Origin of the sequence: Kribbella shirazensis (assembly GCF_011761605.1) — a bacterium.
Taxonomy (GTDB): Bacteria; Actinomycetota; Actinomycetes; order Propionibacteriales; family Kribbellaceae; genus Kribbella; species Kribbella shirazensis.
In genome coordinates this window covers 955,653-973,053 of sequence record NZ_JAASRO010000001.1, presented here as the reverse complement: position 1 = coordinate 973,053, position 17,401 = coordinate 955,653, and the positions used below count along the sequence as shown (strand labels likewise).

Here is a 17,401-nt window from a genome sequence, read left to right as displayed (position 1 = left end):
CACCCCCTACAACCCGCGAGGTTCCGCAAACTCATCGCGGCAGCTCCGCCGGCAACCCGAAGGTGCTGAAGTCCGCCTCCAGGTACGACACGACCTCGAAGATCTCCGAGCCCTTCAAGACAACGACATCCAGCCCGCCCGGCATGTACCGGTCACCCTCGAGCAGGTACGTACCGAACGCGAGCTGACCGTTCGCCCGAGCCGGCACGAACCGCCACTCAGAACGCAGCGGCCCGTCGAGCAGGAATGCCCGGATCGCCTCCCGTCCCACGAACCAGTCCGGCAGCGGCGGCATCGAGTACTTCGCGTCCGCCGCGAGCATCGCCACGATCGCGTCGACGTCGCGCGCCTCCCATGCGGCGATGTACCGCCGTACCAGGTCACGCTCGCCTGCTTCGCCCAGTGCACGCAGGGTGTGTTGCTGACTCGGTACGTCGCTCACCACCGCCCGCGCCCGCTGTAGCGCGCTGTTGACCGCAGCAACTGTGGTGTCCAGCAGTTCAGCCACCTCACGAGCGCTGAACGCCAGTACGTCGCGCAGTAGCAGCACTGCGCGTTGTAGAGCAGAGAGATGCTGCAGTGACGCGACGAACGCGAGCTCGACGGACTCCAGCGCGAGCAGCTCGGCCTCTGGTGTCAGGGAGGAGGTCCACGTGAGGCGGCTCTCCGGATAGGGATCCAGCGTCTCCACCTCGCGACGACCACGCTGTTCGATCATGGTCAGGCAGCGGTTCGTGGCGATCTTGTACAGCCACGGACGGATCGAGCCGCGGTCCTCATAGCCGTGTAGACCGCTCCACGCGCGTAGCAGCGTCTCCTGCAGTGCGTCCTCCGCGTCGGCGTCGGAGCCGAGCATCCGGTAGCAGTGCGCGTGCAGCTCACCACGCCACGGATCAACCAACTGTCCGAAGGCCTGTTCGTCACCCGCTCGTGCGGCGTCCAGGAGCTCTCGCATCATTGGCACGCTAGCGACTGGTTAGCCCAGTGATCCAGTACTGCTGCTGCTCGGCCACTGTCGACCGCCTCCCGGCACCGGTCGAAGTGGTCCGCCAACTGATCGAGACCGGCCTCCAACGACAGCGTCGCCAGCGCGGCAGCGGCGTTCAGCAGTACGACGTCCCGCACCGGCCCGTGCTCTCCGTCGACCAGCCCGCGCAGCAGCCGTGCATTGAATGCTGCATCCCCACCGCGCAGTTCAGCCAATGATGAAGGCCGTAGGCCGAGTGAACGCGGATCGAACACCACCTCTGACGCAGATCCACCATGTACTACCCACACCCGCGAGTAGCCGGTAGTGGTGAGCTTGTCGAGCCCGTCGTCGCCACGCACCACCAACGCCGACTTGCCTTGCTGGGCGAGCGCACCGGCCAGTACAGGCAGCATGCGTGCATTCGCCACGCCAACAAGCTGGTGTGGAGGATCAGCCGGGTTCAGCAACGGTGCCAGCACGTTGAACGCGGTGGGGACGGCGAGCTCACGTCGTACGACGGCAACGTGACGGAGCGCTGGGTTGAATCGCGGTGCGAACAGGTAGGTCAGTCCAACGTCAGCAGCCACCTGGGCCGCGGTAGACGCAGTGAGGTCGAGTGGCACGCCCAGGTGTTCGACGAGATCGCCAGAGCCCGCAGCTGAGGAGGATGCGGCGCGGCCGCCGTGCTTGACCACTGTCGTACCTGTGGCCGCCACAACCACAGCGGCCATCGTGGAGATGTTCGCGGCGCCAGTGCGGTCACCACCTGTCCCGACGATGTCCACGAACGGTCCGTGGATCCGCACCGGTGTCGCATGCGAACGCAGTACCGCTGCCAACCCGTTCAGCTCGTCCGCGGTCTCACCCTTGGCCCGGAGCGCGATCAGGAACCCGGAGATCTGGGCCGGTGACACCTCGCCCAGCACCAGTTGGTCCATCGCCCAGCCGGTGTCCGCCGGCGACAGGTCGGAGCCGGCCAGGAGCGCGGAGATCAGACCGGACCACGTCCGGAGCGTTGTTGCCATGGGCATTCCTCAGGGTGCTGGGCCGCCCACGAGGAGGACATGACAACGGCCGCCTCGCAGGAGACGGCCGGGTGGATGCGCGCGAGATCAGGCCGTCTGGTCGACGGCCCACCACATCGTTGCGCGCTGAGACATGCCACTGACCTTAGTCAGGCCACCAGCTCCTCCGCAATGTCCCACCCACGGATGTGGTCGACCGTGAAGCTGGGGACCAGGCGACCGTCGGACTGCTCCGGGAAGTCGAAGACGGCGAGCATGAGCTGCAGTGGGTACGTCGGAGCGCCCTGGCAGCTGCGGATCACGGCGCCGTCGACGGAGAACGTCGCCTCGCCACCGGACCACACGACCGCGTACGTGTGGAAATCACGCAGGTCGATCGGCAGACGGACTGCCTGGAAGTCCTGCGGTACGGCGGGATCCCGGATGGTCTTCAGCCCCATGCCGACCGCAGTGGACTCACCCGGAACGATCGCGTCGCCGAACACCTCCATCACGCAGATCTCGCCACACTGGTCCGCCTGCTCCTCGAGTCCGACCATCCACAGCGAAACCATGGACCCCGGTCCGATGTCGGCCCGGGCGCGCAGCTCGACGTACCCGCCGTTCGGGGTCCAGCCCCAGAACGGCTTCTGCTCTTCACGGACGAGCAGTCCGTCGCGATACGGCTGCTGGCCGACCGGACTGCCCACTGGGCCCGAGTAGTTGCCCGACTGGATGCCGGAGACCCGCAGGTCCGGCTTGTGATCGCCACCGCACCAGAGGCCCTGCTCGACCGGGATGCTCAGCGTCAGGCAGGAGTGAGCCAGCTGGTACGTCGCTGCGCTTGCGGCGCGCGAGCTCCACTGCGGCAGGTAGTGCGGTGACCAGACGGACAGGTCCAGCGACGGAGCGTCGAAGTCGTCCTCGAACACCAGGTCACCGCGTGACTGAGTCATGACCCCATGATCGGCCGATCCGGCGCGTTGTCACATCATGGTGGCCGCATCCGTCAGGGTGGTTGAGGGCGAGCAGAAGGGCACCTGTGGACGAGCACGAGCAGTTGGCGCGGCAGTTCGAGCAGAACCGGGGGCATCTGCGGGCGGTCGCGTACCGGATGCTCGGGTCGCTCACGGAGGCTGAGGACGCCGTACAGGAGGCTTGGCTGCGGCTGAGCCGGACCGATGTGAGTGACGTCGGCAATCTGGCGGGCTGGCTGACCACGGTCGTGTCACGGGTGTGTCTGGACATGCTGCGCAGCCGTAAGTCGCGGCGGGAGGACTCGCTGGACACCTATGTTCCGGACCCCGTCATCGGCGAACCGGGGCCGGAGGACGAGGCGGTCCACGCGGACGCGATCGGGCTGGCGCTGCTCGTCGTACTGGAGACGCTGTCGCCGGCTGAGCGGCTGGCGTTCGTGCTGCATGACATGTTCGGGGTCGGATTCGACGAGATCGCGGCGATTGTGGACAAGTCGCCTGCTGCGACGCGTCAGCTGGCCAGCCGGGCGCGGCGGCGGGTCCAGGGTGCGCCGACGAGTGACGCGGACGTCAGCCGGCAACGGGCGATCGTAGAGGCCTTCATGGCGGCGTCGCGGGGCGGCGACTTCGAGGCGCTGCTCGAGTTGCTCGACCCGGAGGTGGTGCTGCGCGCGGACGCGGGTGGCGCGAGCGCGGAGTTCGCCGGTCCGGCGGTGTCCAAGCTGGTCCGCGGCGCGCGTGCGGTGGTCGAGCAGGCGCTCATGTTCAGCCGCATGGCGCCGTACACGGAACTCGGCAGTGTCAACGGCCGACCCGGTGCCGTCACGGTCGTCAACGGCCGGCTGATGGGCGTCATGGAGGTCACGGTGGTCGACGGCAGGATCACCGAGATCAACATCCTCGCCGACCTCGATCGTCTCGCGGTCCTGCCGCGATCAGCCTGAGTACGCGCCGGGCCTGCGCCTCGGCCGTTCCCGGCGGATTGCGGTGTGCGCTCGGCCCGCCCGGCCCGATCAGCGTCAGCCAGAACCCCGCCCACAGACAGCGCGCCGTGCGGAAGCGGTCCGGATCCGGGCAGAAGCGCCGTACCAGCGGGTCCCAGTCGGTCTCGCGTCCGGCGAGATGCTCGACCAGGTTGGCGAGCTCGACGGTTCGATCGCCCAGGCCGGCGTCCTCGAAGTCGACGATGCGCACCCGCTCGCCGTCCCAGAGGTAGTTGGCCAGATTCGGATCCCCGTGGGCGACCACCGGATCCCGTACGGCGATCAGGTCCAGCGGCCCGCCGTCGAGCCAGGCGAGCCAGGCAGCGGCAGCCTCCGCAATCACGCCGCGGTTGTCACGTAGGACGGTCAGCCCCGCGCGGCTGCGGTCAACCAGCATCCCGAGGTCGATCGACGCCAAGGAAGCGGGCGGGACCGACCAGAGCGTCTCCAGAGCACTGCCCAGAGCTGTGAGCTGGGCGGAGGTGAGGCGGCCCGACAGCGGTTGGCCGGGGACGACCGTCATCGTCATCCGTGGTGTGGGGTCTGTGGACGCTGTGAGTGGCGTCGGGACCAGGTCCGGCGCGGCTCGCGAGAGCAGTGTGAGGGCGGCCCATTCGCGGGCCGGTTCGTTGCGGGGCCAGGACGTGTAGGACTTGGTCAGGGTGGTGCCGGAGAGCTTGACCGAGTGTGGCATCGGGAAAAGTTTGGCAGGGCGTGTCTAGAAGCGGCGGTCTTCTTCGACGTACAGGCAGGAGCAGCTACGGCGAGGGAGTGGGATCGGATGTCTACGCAGGCGATTGCGGCGGTTGCCAGTGACGTGGTGGCGGGGCTGTTGGGGGCGGGGTTCAACGGCGCCGTCCGGCTGCCCGGCGAGCCGGAGTACGACGAGCAGCGCCGGTCGGTGATCCCGTCGGTGGATTCGCGCCCGTTGGCGGTGGCCGAGGCGTACTCGCGGACCGACGTACAGGCAGTGGTACGGACAGCCCGGGAGTACGGCGTACCGCTCGCAGTGCAGGCGACGGGGCACGGGACGCGTGTGCCGGCTGACGGCGGGATCCTGGTCAAGACGACCGCGATGACCTCGGTGCTGATCGACCCGGAGCGCCGCATCGCCAAGGTCGCGCCCGGAGTTCGCTGGGGCGCGGTGCTGGACGCGGCGCGGCAGTTCGGGCTGGCGCCGCTGTCCGGTTCGCACCGGGACGTCGGCGTCACCGGCTACACGCTCGGCGGCGGTGTCGGTTGGCTGGCCCGCAAGTACGGGTTCGCGGCCGACAGCGTGATCCGCGCCGAGGTGGTCACCGCCGACGGCCGTGTCGTCACCGCTAGCGCCGAGCACCACCCGGACCTGTTCTGGGCGATCCGCGGCGGCACCGGCAACTTCGGCATCGTGACCTCGCTCGAGTTCCGCCTGTACCCGGTCCGCGAGGTCCACGCCGGCATCGTGTACTACGGCATCGACCGCGCAGCCGCGATCCTCCGCCGGTACCGCGACTGGACGGCCACGATCCCCAACGAGCTGAGCACTGCGGTCGTCCTCACCCGCGTCCCCGGCACCGAGCAGCGCGCCGTCGCGATCAAGGTGATGTACGCCGGTCCTGCCGACGTCGCCGAGCACCTGCTGAAGCCGCTGTTCGAGATCGCCGGCCCGCGCCTCGCCGGTGAACTCAGGACCATCGAGTACGCCGATGCCGCGATGGGCGGCACGCCCGCGCGCCACCTCGACTTCCTGGACACGCTGACCGACGACGTGATCGACCACGTGACCGAACTCGAGGACGCCACCGTCGAGGTCCGGCACTGGGGCGGCGCGATGGCGCACCCGGGCCCGTCCGCCGGGCCGGTCGGCCACCGCGAGGCGTCGTACTCGCTGATCATCGACCGCGAGGTCGTAGGCCTATTGGGTGGTGGGGCGGGTTTGCGAACAGCACTGCCGTGGTCGGGTCGCACGTTCGTGAACTTCCTGGGCGATCCGAGCCGGGCGGATACGGCGTACAGCCCGGCGGATCTGCGCAGGCTGCGCGAGGTGAAGCGGACCTACGACCCGGCGAACTTCTTCCACCTGAACGCGAACATCCGCCCATGACGGTGCACATTGCGCGCCTCCGGCGCGCTGCGTCATGGGGCTGTGACTCCCGTCCTTCCCTCGTCGCTCCGGTCGCTTCGCTCCCTCCGCTCCTCAGTCCAGGACGGGAGGCCCCATGACGAAGCGGCCCGGTCCCTCGAAAGGGGCCGGGCCGCTGTGTGAAGGATCAGACCGTGCCGGCGTTGCCGTAGACGGACACGTGCACGTGGTCGTAGTGGTTCGCGGTCGCACCGCCGCGATCCTCCATGCCGCGCCAGCCTTCGCCGCTGCGCTGAACCGTCCAGATCTGCTGCGCCCAGATCAGCTCGCTGATACCGAGCTTCTTGTAGTTCACTTTCAGCCAGTCCGCGACCTCCTGGCCCCGCGACCCGCTGACCATGATGTCGAGCGCGCGCCCGGTGGAGTGCTCCGAGCCGGAGTCGCCGGCCCGCAGACCGCCGTACGACGTGATGTCCGGGAACTTCGCGCAGACCGCGCGGTGGACGCGGATCGCGTCCTGGGTCAGACCGTCCTCGACGCCGGAGCCGGACTCGCAGGCCGCCTGCGAGATCGTCCCGGAGGTGCTCGCGACCGGCTTGGTGGCGGACAGGTACTGCGCCTTGACCCAGCGGGACTTGCCGTCGCTGACGACCTCGGCCCAGATGCCGTCGATCTTGCCGGTGACGGAGACCTTGGTGCCCTTCGGCAGCACGTCCAGCAGGATGCCGGTCAGTGGCAGGGACCACAGGTTCACGTCGGTGGTGGTGTACTTCGTGCCGGAGATCTTCGGCGGTTCCGCGTTGACCTCCTGGGTCGCGCGGGTCTTCGTGGCCGTCGGCTTCGGGATCGGCGCCTGCTTCTTGAGGTGCCTCGCCGTCGGGGTCGGCTTCGGCTTCGGCTTCGGCGTGGCGCTCGGAGCCGGCGACGTCGTGATCGGCGGACGCAGGGCGTCCCGGCTGATCGTGGTCTCGCGCGCCGTCTGCAGGGACGAGCTGGCGATCGAGGGGTCGATCTGGATCTGCTGGCTGGGAAGCGCGGCCGCCGACCCGGTGGCCACCATGGCCACTGCCGCGCCGGGGATCGCCACCTTCACAAAGCCAGGCTGGATCATCTTCGGACGCGACTGCCGGTGCCGCGCCTGTCTATGTCGTCCTGCAGCCACCTTCTGAACCCAATCTGCCGAGACCAAAACGTTATCGACCGGAGGAGTCAAGCACACTTCGCCGCGCCGGTTCGAATCGGCCCGCACTCTTAACGCATTACGAACATCCATAGGCTCGACCTGAGCGTGATCCGGCCGCTATCCGGATGTAACCGGTTCGAGATCAAACGCTTGGTGGACAGATCGCCGTCGTGATCGCGGCCGCCACGTGGTCGCCGTACCGCCGCGGGGACCAGCCGCGGTGCAGGACGAGCAGCTCGTACAGCTCGACCGAAATGTACGTCCAGAGCACGTCGGCGACCTCGTCGAGCGTGATGCCCGGCCGGAGGTCCCCGGTCTCGAGGAGGTGGCGGGCGAACATGGTCATCCCGGTCAGCCGCTCGTCGAGCAGGGTCTGCCACGTCTCGCGCAGGGTGTCGTCGCTGTGCCGCCCGTCCCGGATCAGGATCTGCACACGCGCCGACCGCGTCTGCCGCTCGATCATGCCGTCGACGTACAGCCGGAGTTTCCGCTGTACGTCGGGCTCGTCCTGGATCGCCTGGATCTCGGGGCGCTCGGCGAGCGGGACGGGCTCGTCGTCGCCGGCGATGACGAAGTCGAAGACCGCCTTCGCGAGCGCCGCCTTCGTCCCGAAGCCCTTGTAGATGCTCTCCGCCGAGACGCCTGCCCGGCGGGCGATCGCACTGATCGTGGTCGCCTGGAAACCGTCCGTCTCGAACAGTTCCTGCGCCGCGACCACCACGTCGCGCCGGCGTTGCCGCGCCCGCTCGCGCCGCGAGGTCGCGTCGTAGTTCCTCTTGACTTCCGCCATCACCGATCCGATGCTTTTGAGTACAGTCACACTGTATCTAATTAGTGGGGGATCCATGAGTACGACGACCCGGGCCGGCGACATCGCCGTCCGCAGCATCCTGATCATGGCCGACGGGGAACGGTCCGACTTCGACGCGGTGATCCACCCGGACGCGCGCAACCGGGAGGACGTCGTCGGCCCGGCGGACGGCCGGGGAAGGGGGCCGGCCGCCTACTACGCGACCGCGCAGTGGCTGCGCGGCGCGTTCGAGGGCCTGTCGTACGAGATCCACCACGTCATTGCCGATGGCAACTTGGTGGCGGTGAACTCGACGATGAAGGGCCGGCATGTCGCGCCGTTCGTCACCTATGCCGACGACGGTGCGGTGGACACGGTGTTCCCGCCGACCCGGAAGGAGTTCGCGGTCACGCAGTCGCACTGGTTCCGGATCGAGGACGGCCAGGTCGTCGACCACTGGGCGAACCGTGACGACCTCGGTCAGGCCAAGCAGCTCGGCTGGGTGCCGCCGACGCCGGCGTACCTGTTCCGGATGGCGCGCGCCAAGTCCCGCGCCAAGCGCCCGGTCGCGTGATGCGGATCGCCAGGCCATCACAATCGCGGGTCCTTCGCCCTGTCACGCCTGGAGGGCCTCGGGCCCGTAGTTTGTGATGGCCTGGCGGTCGGCGTGTGATCCACGGCGCGGCGGATCGGCTGCGATGTGCGGTTGACTGCCCGGGTGGAATTCCGGGTCGAGGGTGGAGCGGTCGCGCGGCTGGTGATCGATCGCGTGGCGAAGCGGAACGCGTTGACCCGTGCGATGTGGGAGGCGCTGCCCGGGGTGCTCGCCGGACTGGCGGCCGACGACGCGGTGAAGGTGCTGATCGTGACCGGTGAAGGCCCGACCTTCTCGGCCGGCGCCGACATCCGCGAGCTGATCTCCGGCGCCGACCCGGCCGACCCGATGGCCGAGCTGCGGGCGTTCAACCTGCGGGCGCAGGCCGCGCTGCGGGAGTTCCCGAAACCGACCATCGCCGTCGTCCGCGGGCATTGCATCGGCGGCGGGCTGGAGATCGCGGTGAACTGCGATTTCCGGTTCGCCGCCCGCGATGCGAGCTTCGGCGTCACGCCGGCGCGGATCGGCGTCGTCTACCCGCCGGACGCGATCAAGGTCCTGCTCGACCTGGTGGGTCCCGCGACGACGAAGTACCTGCTCTTCAGCGGTGAGCTGCTGACCGCGGAGCGGGCCGAGCTGAAGGGCCTCGTGGATCGGGTGGCCGACGATCCGATGGCGGCGGCCGAGGCGTTCGCGGAGACGCTGGTGTCGCGGTCGCAGCTGACGATCCGGTCGGCCAAGGAGTCGGTCAACGCGCTCCTGGCGGGTGACGACGCCGACGCGGCCGCGGTACGGCGGTATCGCGAGACGATCGCCTCCGGTGAACTCGCGGAAGGTATCGAGGCCTTCACGCAGAAGCGGTCACCGGATTTCGTCTGGCATCCCCGCTGAGAGCAACGTGCCTCGCAGCTCGACCCGGTCGCCGACCGCGGCCGAGACCTGACCGGCGATCGCCTGCGCCCGGGCGTCGTCGGCGGCGTCGACCAGGAAGAACCCGGCCAACTGCTCCTTCGCTTCGCCGAACGGCCCGTCGGTGACCACCTGCCGGCCGTCGCGGAGCTGCACGATCCGGCCCTCGGTCGGCGGAAGCAGTCCTTCCGAACTGATCAGCTCACCGGACGCGCCCAGCTCCCGCTCGAGCTGCAGCAGCCGGCCGAGCGCCTCGTCGTCCTCCGCGGTCCAGCCCCGGTCGACACTCCGGAAAATCATCACGACGTACTTCATTCAGACACCGTAACGAGGCGGACCGACAGGACCCCGCGGGCCAAGCCCGCGGGGTCCCCGTTCGTTCGTCCGATCAGTACCAGTACCTTCGTCCGGCGACCGCGCGGCCGGTCGCCCCGAGGATCCAGAACACCGCTCCGACCAGGAGCAGGATGATTCCTATCGTCCACAGGATCGAGATGTTCAGCACGAACCCGAGGATCAGCAGGATCAGTCCGAGGATGAGCATGAAGCCTCCTTCACTGGGGGTCGCCGGGCGGAGGTGGCGACCACGGGCTCCCGGTTCCCACTCTCTTCGGACCGAACCTCCAACAAACGTTTGACGAGCAGGCAGCCGGCGAAGCCGATCAGGATGAACAGCCACACGATCGCGAACCCGGTCCGGTACCCGTGGGTGAGGGCGACGGGAGTGGTCCCCGACGTACTGGCCGTGGCGACTGCCGAGACCACGGCGACACCCACTGCCCCGCCGATCTGGAAGCTGGCGTTCTGCAGTCCGGAGGCGATGCCCGCGTCCTCTCCCTTCACGTCGCTGAGGGCCGCGATCGAGCCGGCGACCGTACCGGCACCCAGTCCTGCACCGAAGATCGTCAGGCCCCAGAAGGCCAACTCGAAGTACCCCGAAGTCGCCGTGAGCCGAGTCATCAATGTCGTGCCGACTCCAGCGACCAGGAGGGACACGGCAGCGACCACGCGAGGTCCGGCCCGGGTGACGAGGTGCTGGCCGAGTATGGACCCGCCGACCGCAGCTGCTGCGAGTACGGCGCACATGAGGCCGTAGCGAATCGCCGACGCACCCAGTGCGAGCTGTGCGTACTGCGTGTACACGAAGTTGAGACCGAACGCCGACAGGCCCCAGCTGATCGTGATGAGGTTGCCGCCGACCAGTGCACGTGAGCGGAAGATGCGCAGCGGTACCAGTGGTGCCGCCGACCGCTTCTCCACCAGTACGAACAGTCCGAAGAGAACTGCGGAGAGGAGCGCGAGCAGAGTGGTCCGCGCTGCGGACGACGCCGGTGCTTCGATGACGGCGTACACGAGGACGATGAGCGCCGCGGTGACGGTGACTGCGCCGGCCGCGTCGAAACCCCGGCGCACTGGTCCGCGACTGTCCAGCAGCAGTACCGGCGCCAGTACGAGGACCAGCACGCACACCGGAACGTTGATGAAGAAGATCCACTGCCAACCGAGCCCGTCCGTGACAGGGCCGCCGATGAGCGAACCCGCAGTACCGCCGACACCACTGGTCGCGCCCCAGATCCCCAGGGCCTTGTTGCGATCCGGACCGGAGGGGAACGTGGTCATCACGATCGACAACGCACTCGGTGCGAGTACGGCGGCCGCAGCGCCCTGCAGGCCCCGGGCCAGCACCAGCGCGTCACCACTCCACGCGAACCCGCACAGCAGGGAGGACCCGGCGAACAACAGCAGACCGGTCATGAACACCCGCCGTCGCCCCAGCAGGTCGGAGATCCGGCCACCGAGCAACAGGAGGCCGCCGAACATCAGCGCGTACCCGCTCGGCACCCACTGCACGCCTCCGGTCGAGAACGTCAGCTCCCGCTCGATCGACGGTACGGCGACCAGCACGATCGACGCGTCGAGGATGATCATGAACCCGGTCAGGCACAGCAACGCGAGCGCCAGCCAGCGCTTCGAATCGGAAACCATCGGCCATCTCCAGTACGGCGGACACCCCGGTTGAGCGTCACTCGGCGGAGACGTCGGTGCCGACCTGGTGTACTCGACATTTCCGGAACTGTCGAAGTGCGGCGTATCTGTTTCGACGTACCTGGTGACGGGAGGTCACAGCGGCCTCCGCCGGGGACAGGATGGTGACTGTGAAGTACATGCTGCTGATCTACAGCAACGCCGAGAGCTGGGCGGGCCTGTCCGCTGAGCAACGTGACGGCTTGACTCGTGCACACGAGAACCTGACGCGGGAGCTGACCGAGCAGGGCCTGCTGGTCAGTGCAGCCGGTCTGGCCGACCCGATCACGACGCGGACGGTGCAGGTGCGTGACGACACCGCGACCACGACAGACGGGCCGTACGCGGAGGCCAAGGAGCATCTGGCCGGGTTCTACCTGGTGGAGTGCGATGACATCGACCAGGCGATCGGGTACGCCGCGCGGATGCCGGACGCGGAGTACGTCGCCGTGGAGGTGCGGCCGGTGATGGATACGTCAGGGCTGGAGATGTGAAGGACTTCGAACTCCTGCTGCGGGAGCAGGCGCCGCAAGTCCTCAGTGCGCTGGTGCGGCACTACGGTCACTTCGACCTGGCCGAGGAAGCAGTACAGGAGGCCCTGCTCGCCGCCGCGCAGCAGTGGCCGACCGAGGGCGTCCCGGACAACCCGCGTGGCTGGCTGATCCGGGTCGGGTCGCGGCGGCTCACCGACCTGCTCCGGAGTGAGTCGGCCCGGCGTCGTCGTGAGGAGAACGCGGCACAGTTGGCCGCTCCGGAGGAATTCGTTGCCTCAGGCCCGGACATCGAGGACCTGGGCGGTCGGGACGACACGCTGACGCTGCTCTTCCTCTGCTGCCACCCGGCGTTGTCGCCGGCGTCGCAGATCGCGCTGACCTTGCGTGCGGTCGGTGGTCTCACCACTGCGCAGATCGCGGCCGCGTTCCTGGTGCCGGAGTCCACCATGGCGCAGCGGATCAGCCGGGCGAAGCGGAGCATCAAGCAGGCCGGCAGTACCTTCGAGCTGCCGCCGGAGGCGGACCGGGACGAGCGGATGGGCGCCGTACTGCATGTGCTCTACCTGATCTTCAACGAGGGCTACACGGCTTCTTCCGGTACTTCGTTGCACAGTGCGGAGCTGACCACGGAAGCGATCCGGCTGGTGCGCGGCGTACGGAGGCTCCTGCCGGACGATGGTGAGGTAGCGGGGTTGCTGGCGTTGATGTTGCTGACCGACGCGCGGCGGCCGGCGCGGACCGGTGCGGACGGGACCCTGATCCCGCTGGCCGAGCAGGACCGGTCGAAGTGGGACAAGGCCGCCATCGTCGAGGGTGAGGCGCTAGTGAGCGATGCGCTGTCGCGGACGCAGCTGGGGCCGTACCAGGTACAGGCGGCGATCGCTGCCGTGCACGACACGGCGGAGCGTGCTGAGGACACGGACTGGCGGCAGATCGTCGCGCTGTACGACGTACTCGAGCAGCTGGTCGACAACCCGATGGTGAAGCTCAATCACGCGGTAGCGGTCGGTATGGCGATCGGCCCGAAGGAAGGTCTCGCCGTACTCGAGCCACTCGCGTCGGACGACCGGATGAACCACCGGCTGGAGGCTGTCCGCGCCCACCTGCTCGAAATGGCCGGTGAGACCGCGGCCGCGCGGGAGAGCTACCTCCTGGCAGCCCGCCGTACGACGAGTGTGCCCGAGCGGACCTACCTGCAGTCAAAGGCCGACCGCCTCTAGGCCTCGAGAGGCTCGATCGACGCCAGAAACTCGTCCCAAGAGTCCGCCAGCCGCTCGAGGACCACTGGGTGGGAGACTCCCTCGTCGTCCTCTTCCAGTTCGCTGCTCTGGTACCAGACGGAACCGCGATCCTGTGCGGTCACCGCCAGCAGGAACAGGCCACCGCCGGCGTCCGTGCCTACAGGGATGCAGCCTGCGGGAATCACGTCGCCGTCCTGACCGAGGAGGTACCACAGGCTCGACCACTTGGGGACCTCTCCGATCCCGAGGATGATCTCGATGCCGTGGTTGTTGTAGCCCTCGAGCGCACCGCCGTCCTGTGCGGCCAGGTACGCGCGGTAGGACTCAGGAAGCCGGGCGCCCAGCCGCTCCTCCAGCTCCATCAGCCTGCTCGCCGGAACGGCTGGGTAGGTCTCCCTGTAGGTCAGTGACGTCACTCGGAGCGTCCTTTCACGTCGTCGTGCGACGAGTATGCCGCTCGCGCTGGCCTGGTGGATGTGTCAGGTTGGGGGTGTGGATCTCACCAGGGCGTCACTCCTCCGGGAGATGCTGAGCGGCACCGAGTTGGGTAGCCGGACCACGGAGTTCGGCTATGCGCTGCGGCGGTTCACGACGAGACGTAGCGGGCTGATGCTGTTCGGGCCGGTCGACGACGAGCCGTGGCATCTGACCGCGCACCTGGACGACGAGCTGCACCGGGCCGGGATCGAGGACATGCGGCCGTCGCTGGTCCGCTGGGCGCCCCCGCCGGACGCACCGCCACACCTGGCGATCGGTCTGGACCGTCTGCGAGACGCAGGTCGCGGCGAGTCGTTGCTGGTCGTTGCGGAGGAGGCGCCCGCCGACACGTTGCTGGAGCGGATCAGCGACGTACGCCGACGCGGTACCACGATCTTCAGCATCGGCAACGGTGACAAGGAGCTGACGTCGCTCAGCCACGAAACGCTGGTACCGGAGCTGCTGGTACCGGACGGGTTCGGCTGGACCAGCCGCCAGGTCCCCGAACCGCAGGCCGCCCTGACAGAGGTGGAGCCGCAGACCGCCGAGGGCTTCGAAACGGCCCAGCACCTGGTCAGCCTCGCAGCCGCCGACGAGGAAGCCGGCCGCGCCGGCTGGCGCCGCCGTCTCCGCAACGCGATCGAACGGCTGAGCGGCGAACCTGCCTAGCGATCGCGGCGTTCGGCGTGGGCACCTGCGCGGCCGCGACGACGAGTCCAGCAGACCCGCCTCGCCCTCGGCCAGGAACCACGTGACCCACCGGTGCGCACGTTGGCTAGAAGGGTGGCGGGTCGTTTGGTGGGCGGGTTCGGGGTTGGATGGCGGCTTGATCTGGTGCGATGGGTCCGCGGGCGGGTGGGACGGTGGTGTAGCGGTGGCCGGTGGGAGAGGTGAGGGTGACGGAGCCGTCGGGGTGGGCGGCGCTGGACCACCCCCACGCCTTCGTGTCCTTTATGACGTGGTGGTATTCGCAGTACGGCACCAGACCGGTCAGGCTTGTCTGTCTGGTTTGTGCGAACGGGGTGGCGTGGTCGCGGTCGCAGTGGCGGGAGGCGCGGTTGCAGCCGGGCCACGCGCAGACCGGGTGCCGTGCGAGCAGAGTCTCGGAAACAACCGCGCCGGGGTCGTGGCGGGTGGTGGATGCTTCGAGGACGGTGCCGTTGGTGGGGTCGGTGAGGAGTCTGCGCCAGGTGCCGTTGGTGGCGATGCGGCGGGCCATGGGGGCGGGGATGGGGCCGTAGCCGGTGAGTTCGCAGGGGTCGTCGTCCACTCCAAGGAGAGTGGTGGCTGGGATGAGGATTTCGATGTGGGGTCGTCTGCGGTGTTGGTCGGGTAGTCGGCGGCCGAGCCAGTCGAGTCCGTTGTGCAGTATCTGTTCGAACAGGTCGGCCATGACGTCGGCACGCCGCTGCTCCGCGGTCCGGCGCTGCTCCGCGGTCCGGCTATCTCTGTTCTGCTGGGCAATCGGTTCGTCCTTGGTCCGCTGATCCTGGGTCTGATGGCCTGGCTCACTGGCGATCACGCCGGGCGGGGCGTCAGTGCGCAGTGGGGCGTCGGTGCGGGGCGGGGTGGGAGCGACGGTGGCTGCCTGTGCGCCGGCGGTAGGGGTCGTCGCGGTGGTCGCGTTGGCGGCGGCGGTGCCGGTTGAGGTGGTGTCGCCGGGGTGGGGGTCGGCTTGCGTGGTGCTGGGCGTGGTGTTTGGGCCCGTGGGGTTGCCGCGTTTGGTGAGGTCGGCGATGGCTTGGACGACGACCCACATTTGCTGGATTTTGTCGGCGGTGTGCACGACCCACAGCCCGGCCATGCCGTCGGGCAGCGGCACGATCTTGCAGGTGCGGTCGGTGACCGCGGCGCGGTGGCGGTCGGACTCTTCCTCGATGGTGTGCTTGGCGACCTGGCGGCGCAGCGCCTTACTCAGGTTCTTGTGGGTCTGGCCGGGGGCGCGGCGCAGGACGTGCGCTTCGACTGCTTGGGCGGCGTCGGGCGGGAGGTGCCGGGTGGCTTCGGAGATGGCCAGGGCTTTGGACCAGGTCAGGGCGCCGCAGCGTAGCGCGGTGTGGGTCGCGGTGAGGGGGCCGGTCAGGTGCAGTGCGGTGTCGATGTGGCGCGCGGCGGTGTCGGTGGACAGGTGCAGCGCGGCGCCGATCTCGGCGGACCAGGAGCGTTCGGGGTCGATCGGGCGACCGGAGGCGTCCACCTGGGTGGGGCGGGGGATCTCGGTGGCTTGGGCTTTGCGTTGGCGCACGAACGATGCCATCGCGGCGGTCTTGATCGATGCGGCCCAGGCTTCCAGCCGGGTCGCGGCCTTCATCGCCTCGATCAGCGCGACCGGTGATTCGCACTGCGGCCGCAACCGCTCCAGCGCCGCGGCGAGTTCCGCGCCGGGCGGCAGGAACACCCAGGCGGGGGCGTTCAGACGCAGCATCTCCCGTTCGGCCTCGTCCTGCTCGACGCCGGCCCACAGCTCCCATTCCAGGTCATCGACGCGCGACATCGGCGGGAGCTCGTCGTACAGGTCCTCCTCGTCGACGAACCGCGGCGGATGCGGATCCTCCGGGTCATACAGATCATCCGGCGGCAGCACGGCATCGTCGGGCGGCGCATCGTCGGGAACCAGGCGGAGCGAGGCCTGTGCGGTCACGGAGGTGCCGTGACGCGCGCTGAACGCCCGGGTGCACGTTGATGTGCCGGGTCGTCGCTCAGTCATAGCCACCGTCATGTGTTGATAATAGAACAGGTGTTCGATTACAGCAAATCGTGACCACCCTGTCCGCACTCGGTCGACCTCCCGGAACAATCGGAGACGCAGGCGAGGCATCGCGCCCGCTACGAGTCCGACCGCACCCAGAACGCCGATCCATGGCGTGATCAAGTTCGCCGGCATCCCCGACGGCGGCCGGCGCTGTGTCGGCCCGCAACAGGGAGGCAGCACCAGGGTCGCCTGATCCGATACTCGAAGAGCGAAGACGCGACCGCGGCGGCTCACCGGCGCACGTGGCCAAGCCCTACCGGCCGACCGGCCACAGACCAACGGGAACAAGCTCCGCAATCAGAGGCAACTACGGGGCACGCGACTGACCAGCGTCCCTGGACGTCACACCCAGGGACCACCTGGTGTCAGGCGTCGAGGTACAGGGCTGCGAGGCGCGGTAGACGCATCGCGAGATCGTCCTCGTCGTCGAAGTCGATCTCCTTTCCGGCCGGCAGGTCCGGAAGGTCCGGGGCCACGGCGTCGACCGCCTTCCAGTACGCCGCCTCGTCGCCGGTCGCGTTCTTGTACGCGTGACTGCCGACGTGCAGCATCCCTTCGCCGTCGAACCCCTCGAACCCCTCCGGCCGGTCCTCGTCCACCACGTCGGCGAGCGAGTCCGGATCCGCCAGCGCGGCGTCCCAGACCTCCCGACCCTGGGCGATCAACCAGCCCCGGAACGAGTCGAACCCGTCCTCCGAGGCGCCGGAGTTGATCAGGTACGCCGCAGCCCACAGGTCCCACCGGTACGACTCGACCTGCAACCGCGCGAGCTCGGTCCCGAACCCCACGATCTCCTCGGGCTCCGCCGCACCAAGCACCTTGGTCAACGCGTCCGCAACCCCGTCCGGATCAGCCACGGTGTCATCCACCGAGGCGCGCGCATCCTCGACCAGACCCCAGAACCCATCCCTGTCCACCCGACAACCATCTCATCCACCC

General features: G+C 68.6%; 19 protein-coding genes. 7 read left to right on the top strand and 12 right to left on the bottom strand.

Translation table 11 applies throughout. The features are described 5' to 3' along the window. Window positions 1-31: 31 nt before the first annotated feature. From BJY22_RS04730 to BJY22_RS04720, 3 genes are all read right to left on the bottom strand, one after another. Window positions 32-955: an RNA polymerase subunit sigma-70 gene (locus BJY22_RS04730; RefSeq protein WP_167203935.1), complete on the bottom strand. Its 924-nt coding sequence runs from the start codon at window positions 953-955 to the stop codon at window positions 32-34. Next, complete coding sequence (gene trpD, locus BJY22_RS04725) at window positions 955-1,995, bottom strand: anthranilate phosphoribosyltransferase (RefSeq protein ID WP_238350288.1); 1,041 nt, start codon at window positions 1,993-1,995, stop codon at window positions 955-957. The genes BJY22_RS04730 and trpD overlap by 1 nt, the downstream gene beginning before the upstream one ends. Window positions 1,996-2,144: 149 nt before the next feature. Beyond that, entirely contained in the window at window positions 2,145-2,930 is a 786-nt protein-coding gene (locus BJY22_RS04720) for a glycoside hydrolase family 16 protein (RefSeq protein WP_167203933.1), read from the bottom strand. Between the two features lie 86 nt (window positions 2,931-3,016). Here BJY22_RS04720 and sigJ point away from each other — a divergent pair, with 86 nt between their 5' ends. Further along, window positions 3,017-3,895 (top strand): RNA polymerase sigma factor SigJ, encoded by an 879-nt coding sequence (gene sigJ, locus BJY22_RS04715; RefSeq protein ID WP_167203932.1) that lies wholly within the window; start codon window positions 3,017-3,019, stop codon window positions 3,893-3,895. Here sigJ and BJY22_RS04710 read toward each other — a convergent pair. Next, window positions 3,843-4,628: an aminoglycoside phosphotransferase family protein gene (locus tag BJY22_RS04710; protein ID WP_167203931.1), complete on the bottom strand. Its 786-nt coding sequence runs from the start codon at window positions 4,626-4,628 to the stop codon at window positions 3,843-3,845. The two genes, sigJ and BJY22_RS04710, sit on opposite strands and share 53 nt — an antisense overlap. Before the next feature lie 87 nt (window positions 4,629-4,715). Here BJY22_RS04710 and BJY22_RS04705 point away from each other — a divergent pair, with 87 nt between their 5' ends. Then, entirely contained in the window at window positions 4,716-6,017 is a 1,302-nt protein-coding gene (locus tag BJY22_RS04705) for an FAD-binding oxidoreductase (protein WP_167203930.1), read from the top strand. 166 nt (window positions 6,018-6,183) lie between these two features. Here the strand turns inward: BJY22_RS04705 and BJY22_RS04700 are convergent, their stop codons facing one another. After that, the gene (locus BJY22_RS04700) at window positions 6,184-7,089 is read right to left on the bottom strand and encodes a VldE C-terminal domain-containing protein (RefSeq protein WP_337758185.1); all 906 of its coding nucleotides are present in this window, start codon (window positions 7,087-7,089) and stop codon (window positions 6,184-6,186) included. Between the two features lie 232 nt (window positions 7,090-7,321). After that, window positions 7,322-7,969, bottom strand: coding sequence for a TetR/AcrR family transcriptional regulator (locus tag BJY22_RS04695; RefSeq protein WP_167203928.1), 648 nt, complete (start codon window positions 7,967-7,969; stop codon window positions 7,322-7,324). Window positions 7,970-8,024: 55 nt separating this feature from the next. Between BJY22_RS04695 and BJY22_RS04690 the strand changes: the two genes are divergently transcribed. Further along, window positions 8,025-8,543, top strand: coding sequence for an ester cyclase (locus tag BJY22_RS04690; protein ID WP_167203927.1), 519 nt, complete (start codon window positions 8,025-8,027; stop codon window positions 8,541-8,543). Between the two features lie 144 nt (window positions 8,544-8,687). After that, entirely contained in the window at window positions 8,688-9,455 is a 768-nt protein-coding gene (locus BJY22_RS04685) for an enoyl-CoA hydratase/isomerase family protein (protein ID WP_337758184.1), read from the top strand. Here BJY22_RS04685 and BJY22_RS04680 read toward each other — a convergent pair. The 3 genes from BJY22_RS04680 to BJY22_RS04670 form a co-directional block, all read right to left on the bottom strand. After that, entirely contained in the window at window positions 9,426-9,788 is a 363-nt protein-coding gene (locus BJY22_RS04680; protein ID WP_167203925.1) for a YciI family protein, read from the bottom strand. The two genes, BJY22_RS04685 and BJY22_RS04680, sit on opposite strands and share 30 nt — an antisense overlap. A 73-nt stretch (window positions 9,789-9,861) precedes the next feature. Next, the gene (locus tag BJY22_RS04675; RefSeq protein WP_167203924.1) at window positions 9,862-10,017 is read right to left on the bottom strand and encodes a DUF6131 family protein; all 156 of its coding nucleotides are present in this window, start codon (window positions 10,015-10,017) and stop codon (window positions 9,862-9,864) included. Further along, complete coding sequence (locus BJY22_RS04670; RefSeq protein ID WP_167203923.1) at window positions 9,999-11,459, bottom strand: MFS transporter; 1,461 nt, start codon at window positions 11,457-11,459, stop codon at window positions 9,999-10,001. The genes BJY22_RS04675 and BJY22_RS04670 overlap by 19 nt, the downstream gene beginning before the upstream one ends. A 161-nt stretch (window positions 11,460-11,620) precedes the next feature. Here BJY22_RS04670 and BJY22_RS04665 point away from each other — a divergent pair, with 161 nt between their 5' ends. Further along, window positions 11,621-11,992 carry a YciI family protein gene (locus BJY22_RS04665; RefSeq protein ID WP_202890993.1) on the top strand — a complete coding sequence of 124 codons (372 nt, stop codon included), beginning with the start codon at window positions 11,621-11,623 and terminating at the stop codon, window positions 11,990-11,992. After that, window positions 11,989-13,212 (top strand): DUF6596 domain-containing protein, encoded by a 1,224-nt coding sequence (locus tag BJY22_RS04660; RefSeq protein WP_167203922.1) that lies wholly within the window; start codon window positions 11,989-11,991, stop codon window positions 13,210-13,212. Before BJY22_RS04665 ends, BJY22_RS04660 begins: the two co-directional genes overlap by 4 nt. On the opposite strand, the gene BJY22_RS04655 is transcribed toward BJY22_RS04660, so the two are convergent. Further along, a complete protein-coding gene (locus BJY22_RS04655; RefSeq protein WP_167203921.1) occupies window positions 13,209-13,649 on the bottom strand; it encodes an SMI1/KNR4 family protein in 441 nt (146 codons plus the stop codon). The genes BJY22_RS04660 and BJY22_RS04655 overlap by 4 nt on opposite strands. 76 nt (window positions 13,650-13,725) lie before the next feature. On the opposite strand from BJY22_RS04655, the gene BJY22_RS40960 reads away from it, so the two are divergent. Next, window positions 13,726-14,379 carry a hypothetical protein gene (locus BJY22_RS40960; RefSeq protein ID WP_337758180.1) on the top strand — a complete coding sequence of 218 codons (654 nt, stop codon included), beginning with the start codon at window positions 13,726-13,728 and terminating at the stop codon, window positions 14,377-14,379. Window positions 14,380-14,485: 106 nt separating this feature from the next. Here BJY22_RS40960 and BJY22_RS04645 read toward each other — a convergent pair whose 3' ends face one another. After that, a complete protein-coding gene (locus BJY22_RS04645; RefSeq protein ID WP_167203920.1) occupies window positions 14,486-16,351 on the bottom strand; it encodes an HNH endonuclease signature motif containing protein in 1,866 nt (621 codons plus the stop codon). A gap of 476 nt (window positions 16,352-16,827) precedes the next feature. Continuing rightward, the gene (locus BJY22_RS04640) at window positions 16,828-17,379 is read right to left on the bottom strand and encodes a DUF4240 domain-containing protein (protein WP_167203919.1); all 552 of its coding nucleotides are present in this window, start codon (window positions 17,377-17,379) and stop codon (window positions 16,828-16,830) included. Window positions 17,380-17,401: the final 22 nt, after the last annotated feature.